The organism is Brevibacillus laterosporus LMG 15441 (assembly GCF_000219535.2).
Taxonomy (GTDB): Bacteria; Bacillota; Bacilli; order Brevibacillales; family Brevibacillaceae; genus Brevibacillus_B; species Brevibacillus_B halotolerans.
Genome location: NZ_CP007806.1, coordinates 3,194,823 through 3,219,533 on the forward strand (window position 1 = coordinate 3,194,823; position 24,711 = coordinate 3,219,533).

Genomic DNA, 24,711 nt, shown 5'->3' on the forward strand with positions numbered 1-24,711 from the left:
TATCCAGCTCCTTTATAAACTAGGCTGTCCAAAAATTTTAATTAAGTAGATAGAGATATCTGTTAGCTTATCAAAGTACAGCAAAATCCCGAAAAGAACCATGATTCCCCCGCCAATTTTCATTAATTTATCCGAGTATTTCATGATCCAGCTTATCTTACTAATGAAGAAGGTCATCACGAAGAATGGCAGGGCAAACCCTATCGTATAGGCAAGCGTATAAGTAAGGGCACTCTCTGGGTTCACCATTCCAAGCGTAATGATCCCTGACAAGATCGGCCCTACACAGGGAGTCCAGCCAGCAGCATAGGTAATTCCCACCAAGATAGAACCAGTATACCCAAGCGGACGATTGTTTATGTCCTTCTTCCATGTTTTCATCATAAAATCAAACTTTAATACCCCTGTAATTACTAATCCCATAAAAATTAATAAAATAGCACCTAGTTGCCTAATCAAATCCTTTTTTGATGCAAATAAGCTACCAATCCATGAGGTTGACAATCCGAGCGCGATAAAGACAAGAGAGAAACCGAGAATAAAAAACAAGGTGTGTAACAATGCTTGTCGCTGAAATACAGCTTTTCCTTGTTTCATCTCTGAAACCGAAACCCCAGTAATATAAGATAAAAAGGATGGGTATAACGGCAAGCAACAAGGTGATATAAACGAGAGAAATCCTGCTGCGAATGCTAGCCATACTGTAAGTTGTGTATCCATAATTGGCCCCCATTTCCCAAAAGTCTCTTTCTGTTATGTATTCTAGTCCACAGATATTCATTCATGCTCCGTTCTGCATAACAGGTGAACGAAGTGTGACAAAACTCACAGCAGTACGCGGGTCATTCTTCTTCTATTTTATTTAGATAGCTGACAAAATATCAATGACGTGAGAAGTCTTTATGAAAAGGTCATACAAGCGAGGACTCAGCAAAGAACGAGACTGAATTCACAGTATCAAGAGGAACATTTGCATTCCAAAACTGAGACCGCCTGATAGGAAATCCCACCGGCGGTCTGGTTTTCTTATTTATTTTCCAACAAAGAGAGTCCATTCGCAATCAAAACAGCTAATTCATGATCAGCATCACCAATTTCTTTTATTTGGGCGTGAAGTCGCTGGCAGTCCGCTTCCGGGAAATGATGATCCATCATTATTTCTAAAATTTCCAATCGCAGTAGCCAATCGTTCGGATAAGAGGCATCTAGTTCTTGCCTAATAGCTTGCAAGCTCTCTGGCAGTTCCTCTTCAGCCCCTTCTTCTATCCGTAGGTTACGAACAATTTGATACAACTGCTGCTGTCTTTTTTGCACGTCTGTGTATATGGGACGACGGGTTTGGGTCTCTGAGGGTTGATGTGTACCCGATTGAAATTTTTCGCGGTCAGCAGCTCCTGCATAGACAGAGACGATCTCGGCTCCGACTGCCATATCGTAGGTCCCCCATTCTGCTTGGAACAGCATACGCTCTTGATAGCGTACACTACATTCATCGAATCCAATTAGCACCACTTTATCCTGCATACGATCAATATAGGAAACACGACCTACGACTTCAACTCCTGAAGCAAAGCATACCACCGTTTTTTTACCTACAACTAAGTCATAGGCTTCAAGTTCGGCATCGGTCCAATCCTCTAATGGCTTCTCGTTTCCTTTTATTTTGCCTATTGGGGAAGAAAATCCATGGCTATGATAGGATTTATCATGACCCACCAGCTCAATATCTCCAAACGCGAGGGCAGTAGGTCCTCCTGTCGCTATATAAATCGCTTCCCCCTGATCATCCAAGATAAGATGATGTAGCGTACCGCTTACCTGTAGACCAGAGCTGTACACACTAGTAGTGATTTGGCCACTATTGATTGCCTTATGCAAGCTTTCAGTGCCACCAAGATGCACGGCCATTCTCTCTTTCATTTCAAGCACCGCTTCAATTAATTGATCAAAATCTCGACAAACAAACAATTGGGGCTGAGGCTTGGTGATATCAAAATCAGTTTCTATACAAGCATCGAGTGAAAACGGGATTTTTTTAACCCCATCTGTTAAGCAGCTCATGCTTTCCCCAACAGAGGACAATAGCCCTGCTCCATAGATTTGGGGCTGATCAGCATCTCCAATTAAGCCATATTCGACTGTCCACCAATAGAGACGGGATAATTGAGTAGCTTCTGAAACCTCCGTAACCGCCGCTGTTTTCCGAGCTAGGTCTTCTTCTGCTGCAAGCACTTGTTCTTCCGTAGCATTGATATCCTCTTTTACGATAGATAAATAGCGAATCGACTCATATAACTCATAATCTGCCCGTGATGAAATGGCTTTAGAACCAATTTCTCCAAAAATTTTCAGATAGTCACGATATTTCTCGTCTTTAATGATTGGGGCATGCCCGGCAGCTTCATGAATGATATCAGGTGCAGGTGTATAAGCCACATGATCGTAAGTACGAATGTCACAAGCGATTGGAAGGATTTGATGAGCCTGAAAGTCAAAAAAGGAGACGGCTGGTATAAAACCATCGATACTTACTGCTCCCCAACCAATTTCCGATAAACACCGATTCATTTCACGAATATTCGGTATTTTTTCGATACTGATACCAGATGCTTGCAAGCCATCTAAGTAAGCGGTATGGGCTCTTTTCCCTAGGAAATGATAATTCTGACGCATAACGTATCGCCAAACAGCTTGATCTATCGGTGTATACTTGTCATAGTCTTGGTCAACAACGAATTGCTTTAAATGAACAGGAATGTTGACCAATGAAAAATCAGATTCAATGTGACTCATAACTTTATACCTCCCTTAGCAAAATAACGATATTTCGGCAATAGAAAGCGCTATCATTATAAGATTTACTATAACATCTTTTGGTGGAAAATGGAGTAAAAAAGTTTGCCTATCAAACGCCCAATTCCTATGATACTGTAACGCAGCAAGCAAGGCATCTATGCTCGCATGTAAAATCAAGAACCCCAATCGATACATTCAGATTGGGGTTCTATTTGTTTTGTCGCAATCCATATGTTCCCTTTGCATGAATGCTTTCGTTATTCCTTAGAGGAACGTCGATTTTGTTGTTGCTCTAGCATTACATCCATCAATAAATGATCCTGCAATTGATCCATCGGGTCGATGGTTAGCAAGGCTGAGACAGCAGCAAGCGCCGCACGTACGGTCTGATAAGAAAAAAAGGCATCTCGCTCTTCTTCACTGTAGCTAGAAATATCGGCACTTTTAACCGGGTTAGGAAAATCCGCCTCCACTCCGGCCCTATCCATGACGACCAATGCCTGCTTAATCGCTAAAATCGCTGCGCTCACGCTTAACGAGTATTCCTTACGCAGATCATCCCAAACTTCAAAAGCAGTGCGCTCTGTATGCTCTCCATTTAAGCGAGTTATCATGCCACGTTTCCTTCCCTCCTGCAATAGCCAATCGACTAAAATGTCTGGATGGGGTGGAAACGAGTAATACTGCAATCGCATTTCTAGCTCTGTAGGAAAATGGCGGGCAAATCGAGCATCCTCCAGCTTCATCTCATATCGCCTAGACGGATGGTTGGGTATCATAACGTATACTATTCCATCGCGAATAGCCGTGATTTGTAGCTTTGTTCGGGCTGGTATGCGGGCTTGTGGTGCTTTTTCCCGTCGATAATTACCTGGAATTAATTGCTCACCAAATAAATGATATTCTAAAGGTGCATCAATCCAAGGTATTGGTTCTCTTGTTTGGATTTGATACGTACCACTAAAAGTTATCCATTCGCTTGGTCGGTGCTGATAGCGAACCAATATCTGATGTTGCTCACACTCTGGCGCCACTTCTTCTTTATCTGCATCAACAGGATGGAGGCGATCATGTTGCAACATGAATCCATCTTCTATGTCTAAACGCTCCAGTAATTCGCGTCTGGATACTCGCTCATAGCCGATGTGATAGATGTTTTTTTTCAAAATGATGTACCCCCCATAATTACTCTTGTTCCTTGGAAATTCCATAGTGAACAGACTAGAAAAAGCGCCATGAACAGGCGCTTTCTCATTCATTTCTTCTTATTATACATTATTTTACTACTGGAAGAATCTCCTGAGCTGAGAAAGTCTTAGAAATGAGCTTCTTAGTAGCCATCCAGTCAATGACCTCCTGCCATTGGGCTGTATCCTGACTACCAAAAGGTTGACCCTTAGCATCCATCAAAGGAAGTAAGACCTTCAGGCTTTTGTGTTCAATCTCTCTATCTAAAGGAAATTCTGTGGCTTCATGCTGTAAAAGTGCTTCCAGTGCTTCTTTCGGATGAGAAGCAACATAAGCCTGCCCTTTTTGTATCGCTTGCTGGAAGCGTTCTAGCGCCTCCCGTTTTTTTGTTGCCGTCTGATCACTTGTGACCAACACCAATTCATAATAGCTGGGTACACCATCATCAGTCAATCTAAACAAACGAACAGGAACATGATCTTTTTCATTTTCTCATTAAGATGCATGCATATGGCAATTCCTGTCCCTACGATTATAGAGATCACTAGTCCTAGCAACGCTTCCTGTAATGTAATCCACAGATGTGTCGTCAATAACTGATTGCGTAGCTCCCAGAGCGCAACGGCAATAAGAGAAGGCGCTGGCAAAATGAATGCAGGTAGCTCAAGCAAGCGACAACTTGCTTCCCATAACAGGAGGAAAGTACCTACGGAAGCGAGAACCCATCCGATATGCCGATTCTTTTTCCAGACCTCCTGTGTGACTTTTTGCCCCCCTTTCCATTGCATTACGGCCATGTCTGTTCTAGATAAGCCATATCCCAAAATAAATACTCCATTTTGCAAGCAGCGATAAAATGCTGTTTCATCCGAGCAAGCTCCTGTTTGTTACTGTCACGGGCAATTTCATTAAGTACACCTTTCAGCCAGTCCGTCGAGTTGGCAAATTCATCAGAACTATACATCCGCACCCACTCGCCATACTGCGGATGATCGATTACCCCCGTTTTTTGTGCTAATCTTTTCCCAATTTCCTGATAGCTCCACATGCATGGAAGCAAAGCACTCAGTCCTTCTCCTAAGCTACCTTGGTGAGCGATCTGTAGCATATAGCTTGTATAGGCAAGCATGACGAATGATGGTTCGGCCGTTTCTAATTCACTTTGGGAAATGCCTAGTCGTTGAGCGTATCCCCGATGCAAGGACATCTCCTCTTGTAGTGTTGATGTCATGATTTGGGCAAATCGACCGCTCCAGTCTAAACGCGCTGTCTTAACGCTCGCAATCGCAAATAGTTTTGCATATTCCTGTAAAAAGAGATAATCCTGTTTCATGTAATGGATAAATGCAGAGATCGGTAAATTCCCATTAGCAATGCCAGTAATGAAAGGATGAAGATGCGTCTTTTCCCAAATCGGCTTTGCTTCTGCGTATAAAAGCTCTGTAAAAGAAGCGATTTCTATTTCTCGCGTATTCATCGGCGTACAGCCTCCTTTTATGCGAACTCATGTATAATTATGATTTTTATGAACATGGTAAATAAAATCCTGAACGGCTTTTTTGGTATCAGGTGCTTGTGTAATAGCTGAAATGACCGCGATAGCATCGGCTCCATTTTTTCGCAAGCAACTTACATGTTCTGGCTTAATTCCACCTATAGCCACAATGGGGTACCCTCCTACAAATTTGCGAATAGCGGAAAGTCCATTGGGGCCGATTGGCTTCCCAGCATCCGTTTTACTTTTCGATGTATACATAGGCCCTACCCCTAAATAATCAGCTCCATATGTAAGAGCGATCCGAGCTTCCTCTATATTGCCGGCTGATATTCCAATGATCATCTCAGGAGGAACTAATTGTTTAACCTGGGCAAACGGCATATCCTCATGTCCTACATGCACCCCGTCAGCCTGAACCTTGCAAGCCAAGCTCACATCATCATTAATCAGAAAAATGGCATCGTATGTATGACATAGCTTTTTCATACGGATCGCAATTTGCTCTCTTTGAATCGCATCGCTGATGGAGCCTGCTCCTTTTTCCCGCCACTGAACGCATCCGACTCCCGCTTGAAGTGCCTCTGTCAAGATACGAAACATGTTTTCAACGGAGTTCCCGCAATCTTGACTACCTATTACTAAATAGATACTCCACTTTTGAGATAAAAGAGCGAGACGAGCCAGCTTCATGTCAGCATTCCTTCTATCGGACTACTAGCACAAGCATAGCGTTTTCGAGGAATGCGTCCTGCTAAAAAGCCTTTTCGTCCAGCCTGAATCGCTAGCTTCATTGCTTCTGCCATTCGTATAGGGTCGTTTGCTAACGCAACTGCTGTATTTAATAATACGCCGTCTGCACCTAGCTCCATCGCTTGCGTCGCATCTGAGGGTGAACCAATTCCAGCATCTACAATGACGGGAACTGTCGCCTCTTCGATCATGATGCTAAGGTTCAGAGGATTAAGAATACCTTGACCAGAGCCAATTGGGGAGGCACCGGGCATTACAGCATGAACGCCTACTTCTTGTAGCTTTCGCGCGAGAATGGGATCATCATTGGTGTAGGTTAAAACAGTGAAGCCTTCTTCCACCAATAAAGCAGATGCTCGCAGAGTTTCTATTGGATCGGGCAGTAACGTTTTTTGGTCTGCAATTACTTCCACTTTAATCATGTCGCATAATCCGCTCGCTTTTGCTAAACGTGCAATACGTACAGCCTCCTCTGCGGTGGTTGCTCCTGCTGTATTGGGGAGCAGTGTATACGCTGAGAGGTCAAGCGATTCTAAAAAGATAGGCTCGTTTACTTTTTCCAAATTTAAACGACGTACCGCAAATGTGATAATTTGCGCTTCAGAGATCGTTACTGCTGCTCGCTGAATTTCCAAATCACGAAATTTCCCGGTACCAATTAAAAAACGTGAGCTAAATTCATACTCTCCAATTCGTAAAGTCGTATCCGTCATCGATTATCCTCCTCCAACAAAATGAACTATTTCTATGCGATCCCCATCCATTATGGCTGTATGGGCATAGCTGGAACGATCAAGGATGATTTGGTTGTGCTCAACAACCACTATTCTTTGCTCCAATCCATAATGAACAAGCAATTGCTCCACTGTCGTATCTTTTTCTACACTTGTTGCTTTCCCATTAACCTGAATCTGTACTGTGCTAGCGTGCAAAAACGGTCACCTCGTTTCTTGTGTGATTGTTTTTTCGCCTATCTTTTCCAGCGTTTGGCGTAGCCTAAGCAAAAATCGAATAGAGTAGCTACTGGATAGCATTTTCTGCTGTTTTATCAAGCTGATCACGGTACTCTTTCATCCTTTCTTGCGGTTGTGCTGACTGCATGATCCCCGACATTACAGCAATACCATCCGCTCCAGCCGCTATCACGTCCTTAACACGATGCGGAGTTATGCCACCTATCGCAAGTAGTGAGATACTAGGAGCTAACAGTTTCCGCATTCGCGTTACAAAGGGAAGACCACGCGGTTCTACGCCGGGCTTACATTCCGTCACAAAGACATGCCCCGCTATCACAAAGGTTGGAGGACGGCTTGGTACGAAATTATGTTCTGTCAATGAATCGTACTGGTCAGAGGGTTGTAACGATTGTACCGACAAGCATTCCTGATCGTTATGAACCGAACAACCCAGCAATTGATGGGAGGCCAGCATACGACCTGCCAAGCTGGCATGCAGACTTTGCTGTCCAAGCTGTACACCGCCGCAATGATAAGTCATTGCTACATCCACACGGTCATTTACGATGATTCGGTCCCTTGGAAAAACATCCGACAAGAGCCTGATCCATTCAGCTAATTCCCTTGCTGTCCGCTGCTTTTCCCGAATGTGTAGATAATCTACTCCTGCTTGGTCTGCCTTCTCTATAATGGGCAACACTTCTCTGAGAGCTTGACGCCCTGTGGTAATGAGATGAAGGGAGCGTGCTCGCAAAAATTCAACTCCTTTCGCAAAAACATTCGCATATGCCTTGTTTCTTGTTGTTTGAAACGAACCTCTATAGCTGACCGATCTAGTTGGGACCATTCATGGCCTGACATCAAAAAAGCCTCCGCTGTCTTTTCGGATAGTACCGAAATAGATAGCGGAGGCTAAGCTGAACTAGCTGTTCGTAAGCTGATAATCTTTAGTAGCTTACTGCTTTTTTGATCCATACTGTAAACAGCTACAGGTTGTTTTTTATAAAAAGAAAAACCACCCGTAGCGGATGGTTTCGTATGCATCTGAAAGAACAAAGTTATCTTCACTCTGTTCTCGGTTGCCCTCTTCCTCCGCCGGTATTAACCAGATCAGGTTCAACGGTCAGTAACGCATCGTGTTACAATCTCAGCCGACAGCTCGGCCCCCGCTCGGTACAAAGTTATAAAGTTTTGAATTCGCTTTTACAGTACCACGTCACTACTTATTTGTAAACAGATAGATTTTCTTTAGAAAAATTCTCGTTCATTGTTCACACCAGATCATTCTGCCTCGTATCAGTGTGTAATCATTCCCTTATTCATTGCCTGCATACACTCTTCTAACCATCCCAGAGCCTTGGCCTGCTCCGGTACTTCTCTTACTTCCCGATATGCTTGTTCTACCAGCTTTTTTACTAAAAACAAACTGGAGAAATCTAAAGCCATCACCACTTGTTTAGGCGGCTGCGTCTGTTCTTTTAAAGCCTCAACGCCATCTAATAAAATCGCCGCTGTCTTCTCAGCCACCTCATTTAGTTGCTCATGCTGTCTTAATTCATCGTAAAAACTATCATACAAACGGCACAAGATTAAAAATGCTTGTGTGCTAAGAACTACTTCGTTTGCATGTAGGTGCATCATTGAGTCTTCCACAAGTATGCCTCCGTCTCTTCCCATCTATCTGCCGTAGATTTATTTTTATTATAGCATGAATGTTTCCTCTAGGTGGCATTTTGCCCAGTTCTAGCCTTGCCATACTGTACATTGAATACAAATCAAAATAATCGTTCTATTACAAAAATAACATTTTTCATGTATACAATCAAAGTCCCCTTCTCTCTCTAGAAAGGGGACCTTGCTGTTTTACACACATTTATGCTTTATGCGTATTTCCATTATCGCGAATGTTACTGTTTTGGTCATTGGTATCTAGCGTTTTCCCTCTGTTTTTCGCCTTGTTTTTAGATTTGTTGTTCTTGCTGGACATGGTTTGACTCACCTCCCGATTGTTCGGCTTAGTTTCCCCGATGTGAGTGAAAGTTACACATGGAGGTGGATTTCTCTCCCCTAAATCATCCAGTTATCAACGTACAGCACTCCTAAAAAATGAGTTGCTTCTCTGCTGAATACCTTTTAATCTGATGATAGAAAAAAGGATTCAGAACTTTCACATAGATAAGGGGCCAATTACATGCTTGTTATTACTCCCATTCCACTACAAGGAACTTTCGTGGTACTCGAACCGCTACAGCCAGAACACGAAGCAGAGCTTCAGCAGGTCGGAAGCTTTCCCGAAATTTGGACCTTTTTACCGAAGGCAATGGTTACAAATGAGGACTGGAAAGCCTATTTTAAAAAAGCATACGATGCAAAGGATGCAGGAGTAGAATTTCCTTTTATCATTAGGGAACGTTCCTCCCAACGCATTATTGGTACTACTCGTTTTATGAATATTTCAAGTAAGGATGATCACTTAGAAATTGGTTCAACCTGGCTTACTCCACGCGTATGGAAATCAGGCGTGAATACGGAATGTAAATATTTGTTGCTAAGCCATTGCTTTGAACATCTCGGATGCGTTCGCGTTCAAATTAAAACCGATTCTCGCAACGAAAACTCACAACGAGCTATTCGGCGAATCGGGGCTACCTATGAGGGCACGCTCCGCAAGCATATGCGTCTGGCCAATGGTTATGTCCGTGATACTGCTATGTTTTCGATCATTGATTCAGAATGGCCTCAGGTAAAAGAGAAGCTGGCCCTTATGATGCAACGTTACTCATAGAAAAGTACACCCTTCTTTGAAAAAAACCTCCCCATTTCGCTCATTTTGTACAATCTTAGGCTAGATCAATGCAACCAGTTCGTGTACAGTTAAGAATAGAGATCAACAAGCGATGATAGATTATGAGGTGACCTCTTTTCATGCATACAAATTTACGAACTTTTATCCAACAGCTTCGCGATGAAGGACAATTATTGCAGATTGATACTCCTGTCGATCCATATTTGGAATTGGCAGAAATTCATCGTCGAGTCATTGATGAACAAGGCCCAGCCCTTCTTTTTACAAATGTTAAAGGGAAAAGCTTCCCTATTGTAACCAATCTATTTGGAACCCGTGAACGGGTCGATATGGCATTCGGACCAAAGCCAGAAAAGATCATTCAGCAATTAGTAAGTAACATGGACAAGCTGATGCCCCCGAAGCTCTCTGCCCTTTGGGGATTACGTGATCCTTTATTAAGTGTCATGAAAACAGGTACGAAAAACGTATCGTTAAAAAATGCTCCTGTCGCTCAGGTACATACAACTGATGTCAATTTACATGAACTACCGGCTATTACTAGCTGGCATGAAGACGGGGGACCGTTTGTTACATTGCCACTTGTCTACACAGAGCATCCCGTTAGTAAAGAACACAATCTGGGGATGTATCGTATTCAGCTATATGATGAAAATACTACGGGTATTCATTGGCAGATTCATAAAGGTGGTGGGTTCCACTATTATGAGGCAGAAAAACGTAACCGTGCTTTGCCGATAACCCTGACAGTTGGCGGACCACCTGCTTTGATTGTCTCTGCTATTGCTCCATTACCGGAGATGGTTCCGGAGCTTATTTTCTCCTCTCTCTTAATGGGAGAAAAGCTAGGAATGACCGATGTAGATAATCATCCACATAAAATTATTTCGGAAGCAGAATTCGTGTTTGGCGGTATTGTCCCTCCGCATGTTCGCCGACCAGAAGGACCGTTTGGCGACCATTTTGGCTATTATTCCTTAGCTCACGACTTCCCTGTCTTCCATGTGCAGCAAATGTGGCGCAGGGAAGATGCCATCTATCCAGCTACGGTGGTTGGTAAGCCGCGCCAGGAGGATTTCTTTATTGGTGAATACCTGCAAAGTCTGCTGTCACCGCTTTTCCCTGTGGTTATGCCTGGAGTGAAGGCTCTTTGGACGTATGGGGAAACCGGCTTCCATGCATTAGCAGGAGCAATCGTACGCGAAAGCTACTATAAAGAAGCAATGGCCCATGCCTTTAGAATTCTAGGGGAAGGTCAGCTTACATTAACTAAGTTTTTGATGGTAACGGATGTGCATTGTGACCTATCGCAGTTCAGTAAGTTTTTAGAGATCGTGTTAGCTCGTTTCCAACCGGAACGTGATCTACTGATTGTCAACGATACCTCCAACGATACACTTGATTATACAGGACGCAAATTTAATCATGGTAGCAAAGGGGTAATGCTCGGCATTGGCGATCCTGTTCGTGACCTGCTACACACTTATAACGGGCCGGACATCCCGCGTTTTCCTCATGTAGAGGTTTTTTGCCCAGGCTGTCTCGTAATTTCAGGACCAAAATTTGAAGATGCCCCGCAAATAGGGGAAGATTTGATCGCTTATGCCAATGAACATGTAGCGGACTGGCCTATGATTTGTATCGTTGATGACGCTGCAATCTCTCGCAAGGAAAGCAGCTTCCTCTGGACAGTCTTTACGCGCTTTGATCCAGCAAACGATCTATATGCCAAATCAACTATCGTACGCAATAAAATCCGTTATGAAGGGCCATTAATCGTAGATGCTCGTATGAAGCCGTTCTATCCAGCAGAAGTCGAAACCCGTCCAGACATTGACAAACTGGTCAGCAGACGTTGGAAAGAATACTTTCCTCATCTGTAAGTAATAGTCCTTGTGTGCCGCTTCTAGATCGGCGTACAGGAAATAGACAACCTCCTACCTTGATATTATCCCCTTTTAGTAGACAGTAAGAAGCAAGACCCCTTACTGTATTAACTAGGAGGGGAATTTTTTATGGGGAAAATTAGAAAAACATATTCAAAGAATTTTAAGCTAAAAGCCGTACAGCTTTATTTGAGCGGTGAACAAGGGTACAAAACACTTACAAGGGATCTCGGCATTAGTGACCCTTCTATTTTAAGAAGATGGGTTGATCATTATAGAAAGGAAGGTATACAGGGACTAGATGAAAAACGCGGGAGAACAAAAAATCCTCTTAGAGGAAGACCACGAACAAGGCCAGAGAGTACGGAGGAAGAGATAGTTCGATTACGTGCAGAGAACGAATTCTTAAAAAAGTGGCTAGGTCTAGAAAAGAGGTGAAACCGAAAGATAAACGCTGTTTTTTCGAGCTTATTAAAGAATTGTCTAAAAAGTATTCTATTACTTTATTGTGTAAAATTACGAAAGTATCTCGTAGTGGTTTTTACAAGTGGCTTTCTCATGAGAAACACCCCACCTCAAAACAATTGGTAAATGAAAAATTAAGAGGAATGATCATGGAGTGTTATCAAGAGGTCAAAGGCATTTACGGGTATCCCCGAATAAAAGTGTGGTTATTTAGAAGGTACGGACTAAAAGTCAATCATAAACGTGTGTATCGCATCATGAAGGAACTTGGGATACAAGCGCTAATCCGTAAAAAACGAAAATTCTTTGGGCGCAAAGAGAAGGTTGTTATCTCCGAAAACAAGCTGAATCGAAATTTTTACGCCTCACGGCCAAATGAGAAATGGGCTACAGATATTACCTACATACTATTTAATGGTCGCCGTCTTTATCTGTCGGTCATATACGACATGTATAACAACGAAGTTGTTGCCTACAAAACAAGCAAACGTAATGATTTACAGCTTGTAATGGATACCGTAAAATTAGCGCTTAAAAAGCGGGATGTAAACGGAGTCCTCCTACACAGTGATCAAGGATATCAGTACACCTCAAAGCAGTATAACCAGTTCCTTCAGAAATATAAAATCGTAGCAAGTATGTCTAGAAAAGGTAACTGTTTAGATAACGCCTGTATTGAGGGATTCTTTGGGCATTTAAAAACAGAGTGTTTGTATCTTCATTCGTTTCAAACAGATAAAGAAGTGGAAGAAGCTCTCCACGGTTACATTAATTTCTATAATCAGCAACGGTTTCAATCTCGATTAAAAAACCTGAGTCCGATAGAATACCGAACTCAGGCTGCCTAGATGGGGCTTGTTTAAAGTTGTCTACTTGACAGGGGTAAGATCACCTCAGATGACAGAGGAAGGAGGTTTTTCTATTGCCAGATTTACTTTACAAGGAAAACCCATATAATATAAAAGAAGATAGTCGGAGCAATGGAGGGATAAGCATGCGACAAAAACAAATTCAAGCGGAACTGGATGTGCAACCGACCATCGATCCGCAGCAAGAGATACGATCAAGAGTGGAATTTTTAAAGCAATATCTGCTTGCAACGCACACCAAAGGGTATGTACTTGGAATTAGTGGTGGACAAGATTCTTCATTGGCAGGTCGTCTCGCCCAATTAGCCGTGGATGAGATTCGCCAAGAAACTGGTAAGGATTATAGCTTTATCGCTGTTCGATTGCCATATGGAGTTCAACAGGATGAAGATGATGCCCAGCGTGCGCTCGCTTTCATTAAACCCGATCGCACGGTTACGGTTAATATAAAACCAGCTGTAGATGCTTCCGTACAAGCCTTTGAGGAAGCTACTGGAGAACAATTATCTCACTTTCTTAAAGGAAACATTAAAGCACGCGAACGTATGAAGGTTCAATATGATCTAGGCGCCCACTACCAACTATTAGTGATTGGAACAGACCATGCGGCTGAAGCGGTTACCGGCTTTTTCACTAAATTCGGAGATGGTGGTTGTGATGTAACACCTCTCACAGGCCTTAGCAAGCGTCAGGGTAAACAGGTATTACAAGCTCTTGGTGCAGAGGAATCTCTCTATGCCAAGATACCTACAGCAGATCTTGAGGATGATAAACCACTTTTACCTGATGAAACAGCGCTGGGCATGTCCTATGAGCAATTAGACGATTACTTGGAAGGGAAATCTGTTCCAAGCGAGATTGCTGAAAAAATTGATCAGCGTTACCTTCGTACAGCACACAAACGCCATCTTCCCGTTACGCCATTTGATACATGGTGGAAGGAAGAAAAATAAAGCTAGTTACATAGCTGGGAGGGCAAACGATGCTTGCCCTATCCGAATACCTAAAGGCTTATGATGTAAGCAGGTTAGCAGATTGATGCTGCTAGCCTGCTTTTCATTTACAAAAACCAAAAACAAAAAAACAGGCGAAATCATCACCTTATTTTTTTATAACATGCATCCTGAATAGGAATATCGTGATTTGCTATTCGTTGTCATGGTCAAAAAACAGCGTCAATAATTCCTCGACCGTAATAGCTCCAAAATAGGTTGGCAAATGAAGTGACTCCAAAACCTCACGGATCGCTTTCTTCTCCATCGGAATATCGGTAAGCTTTTGCTCAATTTCAGATACTTCCCCTACTCCGAAGAAATCGCCATAAATTTTTGCGTGTTTGATTTTTCCCTTCTCCACATCAAGGCGGAGCTCAATCGTTCCTACCGGAAAACGTTTGGTTTGTTGGAAATTGCTCTTCGGTGATTTTCCATAATTCCACTCCCAATTTTGGTAGCGTTCCTTGGATAGCTCATGGATGTTTTTCCAATCCTCTTCAGTCAACACGTATTCACTTACTTCACCCTGAGCAAAGATGGAGTGTAAAATTTGTTGTTTAAACTCTTCGATAGTCATTGGTTTCTGTAAAAATTCTGTGATATTAGCAACTCTACTACGGATTGACTTGATACCCTTCGATTCAATTTTAGCAGCATTCACCTTCAACGCTGCTACTACATTCTCCATTTCAGAGTCAAATAAGAGAGTACCATGGCTAAACATGCGTCCCTTCGTGGAGTATTGAGCGTTGCCCGAAATTTTACGTTCACCGACTTGAATATCGTTTCGTCCGCTTAATTCAGCCTCTACTCCCATTTCCTTCAAAGCGAACACAACTGGTTCCGTAAACTTTTTAAAGTTATGAAAGGACTTGCCATCGTCATTGGTAATAAAGCTAAAGTTTAGGTTACCTAAATCATGATAAACCGCACCACCACCTGATAAACGGCGGACAATGTGAATTTGATGCTCGTCCACATAATCCGCGTTAATTTCCTCGATCGTGTTTTGGTTTTTACCAATAATAATGGATGGCTCATTTATGTAAAACAACAGATAATCATCATCTGCCGGCAGGTGTTTTAAGGCATATTCCTCAATAGCTAGATTAATTCGTGGGTCTGTAATGCCTTGATTGTCAATGAATTTCATGTTGATGCCCTCCAGTGCCAGTTGTCAGTAAGAATGATTTTCACTCTATTATCTCATCTCTTACTCTGTTGCTCAAGCTCTGGAGATTGCAATATCATGTCTTCGAAAAATTGAGCCGCCCTACTTTTCGGTCTACCTTTTTTTGTAATGAGCGAAAAAAGACGTTTATGCGAATTTGAACTGATAGCAAGCGCTTTACATTCCTTCAAAAAAACCTCGCGTTTCGCAATCAATCCAGAAACAATTGACAGGCCCAGTCCGGCCATTACCGCCTCCTTAACTGCTTGGCTGCTACTAAACTCATAATAACGCTTTACTTGTATCCCTAGCTCTTGGATAATTTGATCACTTTGCTCACGTGTCCCTGACCCAAACTCACGAAAAATCCATACTTGGTTCTCTAAGTCAGCCTGAGTTGCAACCTTTTTGCGTGCCAAAGAGTGGTCGTTTGGAACAAGTAGCACCAATTGATCCTCCATAAAAACCTGCACATCCACATCAGAGCTACTGATTGACCCTTCAATTAATCCTACATCGATTTTCTCATCAATTAACGCCTCAATGATTTCTCTAGTATTATTAATTTTTACCTGCGTCTGTACCTTTGGATACTCCTTGGTATACATAACCAATTGCTTCGGCAAGAAATACTCCCCAATCGTATAGCTTGCACCAAGAGAAAGGAGGCCGCTTACTTCTTGCTTGAGGGCTTGCAGCTCCAATCGGGTTTCATCTACGGCATAGAGAATCTGTTTGGCTTTCTGATAAAAAAGTTCTCCTGCTCTAGTCACCCTCACATGCTTTGGGGAACGAATAATAAAGCTAGTATCAAATTCTTCCTCTAAATTGCGAATATGTAGACTGACCGCGGGTTGCGACAGATTAAGCTCTTCAGCAGCACGGGAGAAGTTTTGTTTTTCTACTACTTTGACAAAAATTCGTAGGGAATCGAAATTCATGGATCAGAACTCCTCCTCTGGCTCGTTTATTCCTTCCTTATTCTTATCTCAGCACCAAATCCCCTTCTAAACGCGTCCAGAAGGGGATGGATACTCATTTTCTTATCGAGAATCGTGGCAACTAGTTTTAGTGCTATTGAACCGGAGCAGGGTGGCTACTGAGTATGCAATTCTATCCCCTGAGGATTAATGACTACATTCTCTCCGTCCTTTTTCACTGTAGCTTTTCCATTTTGAAAGCTAGAAGCCCAATCATAGGTTAATGCAATGACTACCTGACCTGTAGTATTCACGTAGCCAAATTTACCATTCTTCTTCACTACAGCAAAACCTTCCGAAAAAGGCATTGCATAATCATACTGATACTCGACCACGACATTAGTAGAGCCAGTTGAATCTAACTCAACAAAGCCCCACTTCCCTGCCCTTTCTCTAGGGATAAGAGTGGGGTGTTTCGGCTTTGGAGTGCTTTTTTTCTGATTCACCTGTATCTTGTCTTTTTCTTGTGTATGTAACGTTACTTTAGTAGGTGACTCCTGAGCTACATTTGTTTTGCCGTGCGCTACTTCCTTTACTTGTATATCTTTCTTGGTCTTTTCAGGCTTTACGCTAGTGGTTTTTTTAGGGGCTTGTTGCTCATTCGTCTGTTCTTTCTTTCCTTGAGCTGCTTGTCCTTTGTCATCGCGTTCAGCCTTCTGCTTCGCTAGCTGCTCCTCCTGTATGGCTATCTCCTGTAGGTTTTTAGCAGCCTTTAGTTGTTCCACAGCTTCTTTTTCCAAAGGTTCTCGCGCTTCCTTGTCTTGTTTTTCCCCTTCCGGAGGTTTTGTTATCTCAATAGCATTGACTGCCTGCTTCTCATTTTGTTCATTACTCCACATAAGACCACCAACTGCTACGAGAAAAAAGGCAGCTGCCACCCCTGCTCCAAGCGATTTTTTAGCCATGCTGTTTTTATGTTCCGCCTGCTTGGCAGGTGCCGATTGGGATGCTTTCTCCTCTGGGAGAGGCTTGTGAGTTTTTATTTTTGTTTCAAGCTCAGCGATTATCATCCATAAATCCTGGGCTAGAGCATGCTGGGGCTCTAGTTGCTTCTGCACAGCTCGATACGTCTCTATTGCACGTTCCAGCTCTCCTTGTGCTTCCCACTGTTTAGCACGTTCCATTTTTTGGTAGATAGCAGGTAAATTTGCAAAGTCTCCCTGTGCGTTTTCTTCCGTTTTCAAGATTTCCGGAGCAGGCAATCGTTCTGTTTCTTTTCTAGAAAAAGGCATGTCCACTTGCGGTAAGGAGATATGAATCGGTGGTTGATCGGCCATCTTCTGCTTTTCGAATCCTATCTGCCCTTCTTCCTGTACATCCATTAAAGCGAGTAACCATTCTCCAAAAGTTGGGCATTCATTTAGCTCCTTACTTTGCCAAGCACGATCAAGCAAGGAAGCAATCTCTGCCCCCCAATCATTACGAATAGAATCTATCAAAAGTGGATATCTTTTTGTGCTGTGAGGTATTTCTTCTGGATGGAAATAGCTTTCTCCCCAAGCGGCTTCTCTGACCGTTTCATCATACCAGCCTAATATCTCGGCTAGTAAAATAGCTCCAGAGAATCGATCAGCATATTTACTCCATAAGCCTAATGGAGAGGTTTGTGGCAGGGAATAGCCGGGAGATGCTGCAAATATGACATCAGGCCGCTCCAATCTCGGTCCATATAATTGCTCTACGTCTACCAGCTCTACATAAGAAAAGCCGTCTTCTACCTGATCCCTGACCAAACCTGGCAAAATCAAGTTGGGACCGGATAAATCACAATGAGCTAGCCCTTGTTGTTCCATAGTTGATAAAACTTTAGCTAATGAACGTGCTAAAGTTAAGCTGTCTGTCCGGCTTAATGCCCGTTTATCTATAATAATATCCATCCAAGTAGGTCCTTCTATCCAGGGCATAACCACTGCATACATCAGATCGCGATGCTGACTTAATAGCTCTCCATGTTTCTGAGGTGTCAATATAACGCGGTCACATACAGATAGCCCTGGTAAACTAGCAAAGTCCCTGATTTGCTCAGAAAGATAAACCTGCTTTGGATCTTTATACTGCTGACGAAACACCTTTAATGCCTTCCACTTGGAATCTGCTTCTTTTCGAGGAATCATTTGATAGACAATTCCTTGACGCCCCTCCTGACCGTAGGGAACATGAGGAGCGACTGGATGCTCGCCGATTGTATATGTAGCATTGTGTAGATGAAGCTCTTCCTCTACTCTCGGCTGAAATACCATGAGAGCCTCCTCTCTTTCTTACCTTGTAGTATTCATATAATAAACATAGATGGTGGAACGAAAAAAAACATACAGGCGCGTTCAATGGATTTTTGACTATTGATTTTTGTCCTATGTAATCTCTCACTGAGAAAAGGACTAGGCTCTCTTTCCCACCTAGTCCTTTTCTGATTTTCTTGCTTTATTGAGAATCCGCCTGACGGAACTTCGTCGCAATTGCATGTAATTCATGTGATATACTTTCAAGCAACAGGACAAATCCAGTCATTTGCCTGTTCGCTTCCTGAAATTCCTGGAAGAATTTTTGTTTCGTCATCCCGTCCCACTGACCTTCCATTTGGTGAATTTGTTGGTTCAGACGATCAATCACTTGCTGACTTTGTTCCTTGCTTTGTTGAAACTGGTTTGCTACTTCATCCACTTGATCAGGCGAAATTAAAATGCGTGACATGTTCTTTTTCCCCCCAAGTCGTTCACATTCTCTTTTGTCCTATTGTAGCCTAGAGTATTTTTAGAAACAATTCCCAATTTGTAAGGAAGCCGATTTAGAAAGAAACACCTATGTTCACTTATAGTTAAAAAGGACTTTTGCCCTTCATTTTTAACAATAACTTTTATTTTGTGAATCTATCGGCCTACAAGCATCCTTCTGTACCCATTTTTCATTAATAGTGTGGATGAGCTCTTGTAGGGATCGCTCCTCGTTGAAAGGCATAGCTACCTTGACTCGATGATAACGCCTTTTAGCAAAGTAGCCCTGACCTGGTGGCAGCATTTTATTATAGGCAGCATGCGGATAATGACTAGCTTCTGTCGATGGGATTTTCAAGAAAGCCAAGTCATTAGCATCAATACTGCCAAATAAAAAGCCTGTTTGCATATTTTTAATCTCGGATAACCAATCGTTGCTACTATATGGAAAATCAGATGGCACCCCAGAGATAATCACATACAGATCGCGGCTTCTACCTTGTCGAAGCAACTGAGTCAATTGATCCTTGATTTGATAATCTGTGATCTGCTTGAAAAATAAATCTGCATCATCAATTACCAGCAGAAGAGCTGGCTCTTTATGATTTTGGTCCTCTAATTTATCTGTTTTGATGGATTCAGCCTGATTGAACAATTCCTCCTTGCACATCTGAGAAGAAGTCGATTGCTCTCTGTAAGATTGATTGTTTAGCTGATCATCATGGGTGTGGCGCATTTTTATTTTCGTACTTAGAGTAGTAAGCAATTCTGTAAGCTCGCTCTCTCTAGTGGCCGTCCCCTTTACGTGTGTTACGTGTTCTAGAGCTAGTAAGGATGCGGAACTAGGCCGGAAGTCGATACAGTAAATTTCCAGATCTTGTGGAGACACTCGATCGCATAGAGATAGTACCCATGTCATTAAAAAGGAGGTTTTTCCCCCTTCCATCGGACTTCCTACCACAAAATACGGGCCTTCTTTTACATCTACCTCAAACAAAGTTAAATCATCTACATATATACCTACAGGAACTCTAAATGAATTAGAAGGTGAGGATATGGAAATATCCGTTATACTAGAGAGAGAGGATTTATTAGGAATAACAGACTTGATAGCTAATAGCTCCTCTAGGAAAATAACCTCTGGTAGTGACAAAATTTCTTTTGGACGGTCCCCATTCCAAGCAATGCTCATCTGCTCCATTACATTGCGCAGTCGAACCGAGCGCTGCATGTCGTCGTTGCCCGCTATAGGTAAAGCAGTCTGAAACTCAAGTGGAGGCACTTGTCCTTTCACTAGTCCTCTTCCTTCTGATAAATGGACGGGTGGTTTTGTAGGACGCCCCACCGCAAAATAATAGTCGCTTGGATCAGATAGTTCAAAGGCAATTCCCAGAGAAAAGTTACCTCGTATTCTCTCCACAATATCTGTAATACGGTTAGCAGTCACAACGAAAGAAAGTCCTACGCTTCCCCCTTCTCTTACTAGCTGCTCTAGCTGATCATTCTCATAGGAGTACTGATTTCGGAAGTTTAGATAGCCATCTATGCATACGACAATTCTAGGGACGGTCTTCCCCGTAGACATTTGGTACGCTCGAAGTGTTTTCACACCGCTATTTGCAAGTAGCTCTCGGCGTCTGCCTACCTCCTCAAGCAGATAACGAAATAAACGCTTGATTTTATCTGTTTCCTCATCCAAAATAACGGAGCCAACATGAGGCAAATACGAAAAGTCGCGTAGCGTTCGTCCAAAATCCAACAAATAAAAATGAAGGTGTTCTGGAGAATAACGAGTAGCCAGGGATAATAGTAAGGTTTGTAAAAATGTAGTCTTTCCTGTTCCCGGCATCCCATAAATAGGTAAATGCCCTTCTTCTAGTGATAGTAGCAATGGCTCCTGTCGCTGCTGTGCCACATCGTCTACTAAGCCTACAATGGCAGAAAGACCCGGGGCATTGGCTCTCCATTCCTTTCCATTCCAACCGTATGTACACGCTGAAATATCCTCTAAAGCAAGCTGTTTGGGCAAAGGAGGAAGCCACGGACCAGGTAATCGGCTGACCCCTTCTTTCTCTGCTACGCTTGCCAGATATTCCATTAGGACCTGAAGCTGCTTCTTTTGCTTTCTCGTTTGATCTGTGTTTAGCTCTTCTTTTATCTCACATTTCGTACGTTTTCCACTTAATGAAACCTCATAAATCTCCGGTTCTTTTTGATTTCGCGTCTGCTCTGCCAGATATGGTGCGCCACTCCAGGCAAACTGGACCAAATCAAATTCCTCATTGCTCCCCACCTGTAAGTAGCCACGCCCCGGTGTTGTAATCCATGCTGCATCTGGTATCTTTAGCATTTCCCGGCTATCTGCATCATCCTGAACTCTAAGACAAATACGAAAACGGGCATTACTCCAAATCTTATCATCTACGACACCGCCAGGCTTTTGCGTAGCTAGGATTACATGCACGCCTAACGTTCTACCAATGGTTGCAATTGATATTAGTTCATTCATAAACTCTGGCTGCTCTTTTTTTAGTTGAGCAAACTCATCAATAATAATAACCAAATGAGGTAGAGGATGAGTCATCCGCCATGTCGTTTCATAATACTCATCAATGTGCTGAAGGTCTCCTGCTTCATTTAAAATTTTTTGCCGACGGATTAACTCAGCGCGTAACGAAACCATCGCTCTTTCTACGAGCTGATCATCCAGATTGGTGATGGAGCCGACCAAATGCGGTAAATCTCTAAACGTGTTAGACATTCCCCCGCCTTTATAGTCAATCAATAGAAAAGTCATCTCATGAGGATGATAATGAACGGCTAATGAGGCAACAATGGATTGAATAGCCTCGCTTTTTCCTGAACCTGTCGTGCCAGCCATTAATCCATGCGGACCATGCCCACGCCGTTCTATTTTGTCATGTATATTCAACAGGACTTTTTTTCCACCTGTTCGTACTCCCACTGGAACTGGCAAGGATTGTGGAAACCGATTCGCCTGCCAAAGGGCAGTTACATCCAAATCTTCTATTTTTTCAATCCCCAAAAGCTCAAATAACGATAGTCGCTGTGGAATTTCTGCTGATGTAGAGCGCTTAACCTTTACACCTGCCATCATTCGCGCAGCATGCTCCGCTTTATCTAATGGAAGATCGTCTATAGTACATGCAATTTCTCCCTCTTCTAGACCAGTCACATCCCCTGTCACCGTTTCTTTACAAACACCGCGATTGCCCTGTATTTCCACAATCAATTGACACTGCATAGGCAACGAATCTTTCCTATCCGCCAGTAAAATCGTACATGCTCCAATTGCTTCAGCCTCTTTTAAAAGTAAGGGCAAAATAGGCTCGTCCTCAATTAGATGGGGGGCTGACAGAATAAACACCCAGCAAGGTAGCTCTGCCTCTTTACGAAAATCAGTAGCCCTCGTCATTTTCCGCCGGTTTAGCTGACTGTACAAAACGTCGAGTAGCTGGTGAGCGCTTCCTTTTTCCTGAGCAACGAATCGCATGGTCTGTTCATCATCCCAAGTATGCGGCAGCCAGCGTAGCCATTTCCATTGCTCTTCTTCCCACTCTGGATAAAAGGCAGCGATTTTCACCTCATCTGGTGAGTGATGTGTCGCCATCTGCAATACCATCACTCTGATCGCATTTAGAATAGCCTCCTGCTCACCGACCACGCCTATGACTTTCGATTGATACAGGGGTAGTTGAATAGGAACCGACTCAACTCTTTCAAAGGCTTGAGCCAACGCCTGGGCTTCCTCAATCAAAGGCTCTGTCTCATAGCCTTCCTGTTTGGGCGCTATAATCTGATAGGTAGCTGGTAGCGTTCCTAGTCCCAAACGCAACTGTAAAAAATCCTCATCACGTGCAGAACGCTCCCATAGCGAACTGCTTCTCTCCTCTATCCGCTGTATACACTCCCAAACAGACGGATTCAATTCGTGCATAATGGCTTGCTGTTCCATTTGTAACTCTTTTAATTCTCTTCTGTGTTTCTCTAATTGCTCCTGGTACTGAATGGTTCGTGTTTCTGCCTGTCTACGATATTTTCTCTTGTTATGCAGATAGGTAAACACCGGAACTGTGTATGAAATAATCATGGTGCTCATAAAAATCATTTGAAACACAAAAAAATTCTTGTTTCCCGTATTCATTCTCGATCCCATATATAAATAAGCAAAAAGCGAAATCCCCGTGATAATAATGGGGATTAAGATAGAAATGATGGAGAAAGCGGGTGGTTGGGGAACAAGAGGAGGTCGATGGATTTCTACTGTTTGCTTGGGTAATGTACGCTTTAAGCGCGGTGATCGCTGAAAATAATCATAGGCCATTCCTGCTCCCCCTCCCCTGTATTCGTTTATAAGGTTTTCCACACATACCCTTTTAGCTCGCTCTTGTTTTTGTCTTTTTTCTCATTTGCTAGATGTACATGCCCAGCTTCAGATAATGGTTGTTGATATAATGAGCGCCAACCTTCAATTGTTTGGCCCTCCCCACCAGTAGAAAAGCTACGCTGTACTCTCAAATATGCCCCGGACTTGACACCTAACTCAGACAATGTGGAGTCTGACGAAAGGATTTTCCATTCATGTTCTCCCACTTTCATTTCTAGCAGATATCTTGCATCAGTCCCTCTATGGGGATCTCTGACTTTTACCATGCGAGAGACCTTTTCGGCAATCATTTGACAAGGGAAATGAGTCGGTAATTCAAAATCCGGCCACTTACTTTTATCAGCATTTGTTACAATTGTCACAATGATTTTATCCATTTCTCCACCATTTTTTAGATCGTCTGAGCGACCAGCTTTTCTAAAATGATTTCCTGCAAAATGTCATCCATTTCTATATGAGAGCTGGGAGAAATGCATACCCAATCCTCTCGTTCCTTCACAAATAAACGAATCAGCCAATTGGCAATACTAGAGGTCAGAAACGTCATGCCATTTAAGCTCCATTCATTTTGATGCCATGACATTGTAATTAGTTGTCCCTCGCACCATTGAGCTTTCAAGGACTGAGCAAAAGCCTCTGCTGCATCCTGATGGCACTGATAATCCTTTAAGGTAGCACAAATCTCATCAATTGAGGCGGTTTCTACCATTCCTCTGATCTGTTGAAAAATGGCATTTGGTAGTTCAATAGAGGGAACTACTACTTTTTCCTCAGCGTTTTTTCTGATTCGATTACACATTGTTTTACTGGCTTCTAAGGGGTCACCTAAAGCTAGTAGCTCATATACGTTTTTACCGCCTACTGCTGCTATTTTTTCCACTACAACTTCTCGGTCAAAATGAAAATACCCCTCATAATCTTCTCTATGTTTATCCGTATAACGAAAATAACAGCACGTTGTGGCATGTCCGCACGGAGCTACAAGGGAATTTACCATCTCATCTATGTACAAGCCTGTTTCATCTTCAAAAATATACCCTTTGTGTAATAGCTCTGTCTTTATTAGGTCCCATTCCTCTTGCAAGTCTTCTGTTAGATACCCAGCATAAGGCTCTGCTATACCTAGTACTTGATCAGCACCAGTTAGGCATGCTAAAAAGTATAGCTGTTTATCCGTGATTGAAATAGTTTCAAACGGATTTTTCATACTAGCCTCCTTACAATGCTATTGA

The 24,711-nt window shown here is 42.7% G+C and carries 23 protein-coding genes and 1 riboswitch; of the genes, 5 read left to right on the forward strand and 18 right to left on the reverse strand.

Annotation, left to right across the window (positions count from 1 at the left end; all coding sequences use genetic code 11):
- Positions 1–12: 12 nt before the first annotated feature.
- The 11 genes from BRLA_RS13670 to BRLA_RS13720 all read right to left on the reverse strand — a co-directional run bounded on the left by BRLA_RS13670 (position 13) and on the right by BRLA_RS13720 (position 8,841).
- Entirely contained in the window at positions 13–720 is a 708-nt protein-coding gene (locus tag BRLA_RS13670; RefSeq protein ID WP_003336025.1) for a cytochrome c biogenesis CcdA family protein, read from the reverse strand.
- Between the two features lie 306 nt (positions 721–1,026).
- Positions 1,027–2,793 (reverse strand): aromatic amino acid hydroxylase, encoded by a 1,767-nt coding sequence (locus BRLA_RS13675; RefSeq protein ID WP_003336023.1) that lies wholly within the window; start codon positions 2,791–2,793, stop codon positions 1,027–1,029.
- A gap of 260 nt (positions 2,794–3,053) precedes the next feature.
- Positions 3,054–3,962, reverse strand: a complete 909-nt coding sequence (locus BRLA_RS13680) for a hypothetical protein (RefSeq protein ID WP_003336022.1) — start codon at positions 3,960–3,962, stop codon at positions 3,054–3,056.
- A gap of 109 nt (positions 3,963–4,071) precedes the next feature.
- Positions 4,072–4,446 carry an ABC transporter substrate-binding protein gene (locus tag BRLA_RS13685; RefSeq protein WP_003336021.1) on the reverse strand — a complete coding sequence of 125 codons (375 nt, stop codon included), beginning with the start codon at positions 4,444–4,446 and terminating at the stop codon, positions 4,072–4,074.
- Complete coding sequence (locus BRLA_RS13690) at positions 4,434–4,772, reverse strand: ABC transporter permease (RefSeq protein ID WP_003336020.1); 339 nt, start codon at positions 4,770–4,772, stop codon at positions 4,434–4,436. Before BRLA_RS13690 ends, BRLA_RS13685 begins: the two co-directional genes overlap by 13 nt.
- A complete protein-coding gene (tenA, locus tag BRLA_RS13695) occupies positions 4,772–5,461 on the reverse strand; it encodes a thiaminase II (protein ID WP_003336019.1) in 690 nt (229 codons plus the stop codon). The genes BRLA_RS13690 and tenA overlap by 1 nt, the downstream gene beginning before the upstream one ends.
- A gap of 27 nt (positions 5,462–5,488) precedes the next feature.
- The gene (gene thiE, locus BRLA_RS13700; protein WP_003336018.1) at positions 5,489–6,172 is read right to left on the reverse strand and encodes a thiamine phosphate synthase; all 684 of its coding nucleotides are present in this window, start codon (positions 6,170–6,172) and stop codon (positions 5,489–5,491) included.
- Positions 6,169–6,945, reverse strand: coding sequence for a thiazole synthase (locus BRLA_RS13705; protein ID WP_003336017.1), 777 nt, complete (start codon positions 6,943–6,945; stop codon positions 6,169–6,171). The genes thiE and BRLA_RS13705 overlap by 4 nt, the downstream gene beginning before the upstream one ends.
- A 3-nt stretch (positions 6,946–6,948) precedes the next feature.
- Entirely contained in the window at positions 6,949–7,164 is a 216-nt protein-coding gene (thiS, locus tag BRLA_RS13710; RefSeq protein WP_022586779.1) for a sulfur carrier protein ThiS, read from the reverse strand.
- Between the two features lie 88 nt (positions 7,165–7,252).
- Complete coding sequence (locus tag BRLA_RS13715) at positions 7,253–7,942, reverse strand: thiamine phosphate synthase (RefSeq protein WP_041752610.1); 690 nt, start codon at positions 7,940–7,942, stop codon at positions 7,253–7,255.
- Between the two features lie 316 nt (positions 7,943–8,258).
- A riboswitch (TPP riboswitch) is annotated at positions 8,259–8,368 on the reverse strand.
- A 116-nt stretch (positions 8,369–8,484) separates the two neighbouring features.
- Positions 8,485–8,841: a hypothetical protein gene (locus BRLA_RS13720; RefSeq protein WP_003336012.1), complete on the reverse strand. Its 357-nt coding sequence runs from the start codon at positions 8,839–8,841 to the stop codon at positions 8,485–8,487.
- Positions 8,842–9,379: 538 nt separating this feature from the next.
- Here BRLA_RS13720 and BRLA_RS13725 point away from each other — a divergent pair.
- The 5 genes from BRLA_RS13725 to nadE all read left to right on the forward strand — a co-directional run bounded on the left by BRLA_RS13725 (position 9,380) and on the right by nadE (position 14,167).
- Positions 9,380–9,973: a GNAT family N-acetyltransferase gene (locus BRLA_RS13725; protein WP_003336010.1), complete on the forward strand. Its 594-nt coding sequence runs from the start codon at positions 9,380–9,382 to the stop codon at positions 9,971–9,973.
- A gap of 140 nt (positions 9,974–10,113) precedes the next feature.
- A complete protein-coding gene (locus BRLA_RS13730; RefSeq protein ID WP_003336009.1) occupies positions 10,114–11,877 on the forward strand; it encodes a UbiD family decarboxylase in 1,764 nt (587 codons plus the stop codon).
- Positions 11,878–12,009: 132 nt separating this feature from the next.
- Positions 12,010–12,318 carry a transposase gene (locus BRLA_RS13735; RefSeq protein ID WP_003335353.1) on the forward strand — a complete coding sequence of 103 codons (309 nt, stop codon included), beginning with the start codon at positions 12,010–12,012 and terminating at the stop codon, positions 12,316–12,318.
- Positions 12,315–13,193 (forward strand): IS3 family transposase, encoded by an 879-nt coding sequence (locus BRLA_RS13740; RefSeq protein WP_003335352.1) that lies wholly within the window; start codon positions 12,315–12,317, stop codon positions 13,191–13,193. Before BRLA_RS13735 ends, BRLA_RS13740 begins: the two co-directional genes overlap by 4 nt.
- 146 nt (positions 13,194–13,339) lie before the next feature.
- A complete protein-coding gene (nadE, locus tag BRLA_RS13745; protein WP_003336008.1) occupies positions 13,340–14,167 on the forward strand; it encodes an NAD(+) synthase in 828 nt (275 codons plus the stop codon).
- A gap of 193 nt (positions 14,168–14,360) precedes the next feature.
- Here the strand turns inward: nadE and BRLA_RS13750 are convergent, their stop codons facing one another.
- The 7 genes from BRLA_RS13750 to BRLA_RS13780 form a co-directional block, all read right to left on the reverse strand.
- Complete coding sequence (locus BRLA_RS13750; RefSeq protein WP_003336007.1) at positions 14,361–15,362, reverse strand: lipoate--protein ligase; 1,002 nt, start codon at positions 15,360–15,362, stop codon at positions 14,361–14,363.
- A gap of 53 nt (positions 15,363–15,415) precedes the next feature.
- Positions 15,416–16,321 carry a LysR family transcriptional regulator gene (locus BRLA_RS13755; RefSeq protein ID WP_003336006.1) on the reverse strand — a complete coding sequence of 302 codons (906 nt, stop codon included), beginning with the start codon at positions 16,319–16,321 and terminating at the stop codon, positions 15,416–15,418.
- A 155-nt stretch (positions 16,322–16,476) separates the two neighbouring features.
- Positions 16,477–18,600: a WG repeat-containing protein gene (locus BRLA_RS13760; RefSeq protein WP_003336005.1), complete on the reverse strand. Its 2,124-nt coding sequence runs from the start codon at positions 18,598–18,600 to the stop codon at positions 16,477–16,479.
- A 181-nt stretch (positions 18,601–18,781) separates the two neighbouring features.
- Complete coding sequence (locus tag BRLA_RS13765) at positions 18,782–19,051, reverse strand: WXG100 family type VII secretion target (protein WP_003336004.1); 270 nt, start codon at positions 19,049–19,051, stop codon at positions 18,782–18,784.
- Positions 19,052–19,201: 150 nt separating this feature from the next.
- Positions 19,202–23,416 (reverse strand): type VII secretion protein EssC, encoded by a 4,215-nt coding sequence (essC, locus tag BRLA_RS13770; RefSeq protein ID WP_003336003.1) that lies wholly within the window; start codon positions 23,414–23,416, stop codon positions 19,202–19,204.
- A 26-nt stretch (positions 23,417–23,442) separates the two neighbouring features.
- Positions 23,443–23,856: a hypothetical protein gene (locus BRLA_RS13775; protein ID WP_003336002.1), complete on the reverse strand. Its 414-nt coding sequence runs from the start codon at positions 23,854–23,856 to the stop codon at positions 23,443–23,445.
- Between the two features lie 14 nt (positions 23,857–23,870).
- The gene (locus BRLA_RS13780) at positions 23,871–24,686 is read right to left on the reverse strand and encodes a hypothetical protein (protein ID WP_003336001.1); all 816 of its coding nucleotides are present in this window, start codon (positions 24,684–24,686) and stop codon (positions 23,871–23,873) included.
- Between the last annotated feature and the right edge of the window lie 25 nt (positions 24,687–24,711).

Bases quoted from the DNA above. Each gene is read 5' to 3' on its own strand.
- BRLA_RS13670 (WP_003336025.1), bottom strand. From the start codon at position 720: ATGGATACACAACTTACAGTATGGCTAGCATTCGCAGCAGGATTTCTC.
- BRLA_RS13675 (WP_003336023.1), bottom strand. From the start codon at position 2,793: ATGAGTCACATTGAATCTGATTTTTCATTGGTCAACATTCCTGTTCAT.
- BRLA_RS13690 (WP_003336020.1), bottom strand. From the start codon at position 4,772: ATGCAATGGAAAGGGGGGCAAAAAGTCACACAGGAGGTCTGGAAAAAG.
- tenA (WP_003336019.1), bottom strand. From the start codon at position 5,461: ATGAATACGCGAGAAATAGAAATCGCTTCTTTTACAGAGCTTTTATAC.
- thiE (WP_003336018.1), bottom strand. From the start codon at position 6,172: ATGAAGCTGGCTCGTCTCGCTCTTTTATCTCAAAAGTGGAGTATCTAT.
- BRLA_RS13705 (WP_003336017.1), bottom strand. From the start codon at position 6,945: ATGACGGATACGACTTTACGAATTGGAGAGTATGAATTTAGCTCACGT.
- BRLA_RS13725 (WP_003336010.1), top strand. From the start codon at position 9,380: ATGCTTGTTATTACTCCCATTCCACTACAAGGAACTTTCGTGGTACTC.
- BRLA_RS13730 (WP_003336009.1), top strand. From the start codon at position 10,114: ATGCATACAAATTTACGAACTTTTATCCAACAGCTTCGCGATGAAGGA.
- BRLA_RS13735 (WP_003335353.1), top strand. From the start codon at position 12,010: ATGGGGAAAATTAGAAAAACATATTCAAAGAATTTTAAGCTAAAAGCC.
- nadE (WP_003336008.1), top strand. From the start codon at position 13,340: ATGCGACAAAAACAAATTCAAGCGGAACTGGATGTGCAACCGACCATC.
- BRLA_RS13750 (WP_003336007.1), bottom strand. From the start codon at position 15,362: ATGAAATTCATTGACAATCAAGGCATTACAGACCCACGAATTAATCTA.
- BRLA_RS13755 (WP_003336006.1), bottom strand. From the start codon at position 16,321: ATGAATTTCGATTCCCTACGAATTTTTGTCAAAGTAGTAGAAAAACAA.
- BRLA_RS13760 (WP_003336005.1), bottom strand. From the start codon at position 18,600: ATGGTATTTCAGCCGAGAGTAGAGGAAGAGCTTCATCTACACAATGCT.
- BRLA_RS13765 (WP_003336004.1), bottom strand. From the start codon at position 19,051: ATGTCACGCATTTTAATTTCGCCTGATCAAGTGGATGAAGTAGCAAAC.
- essC (WP_003336003.1), bottom strand. From the start codon at position 23,416: ATGGCCTATGATTATTTTCAGCGATCACCGCGCTTAAAGCGTACATTA.
- BRLA_RS13775 (WP_003336002.1), bottom strand. From the start codon at position 23,856: ATGGATAAAATCATTGTGACAATTGTAACAAATGCTGATAAAAGTAAG.
- BRLA_RS13780 (WP_003336001.1), bottom strand. From the start codon at position 24,686: ATGAAAAATCCGTTTGAAACTATTTCAATCACGGATAAACAGCTATAC.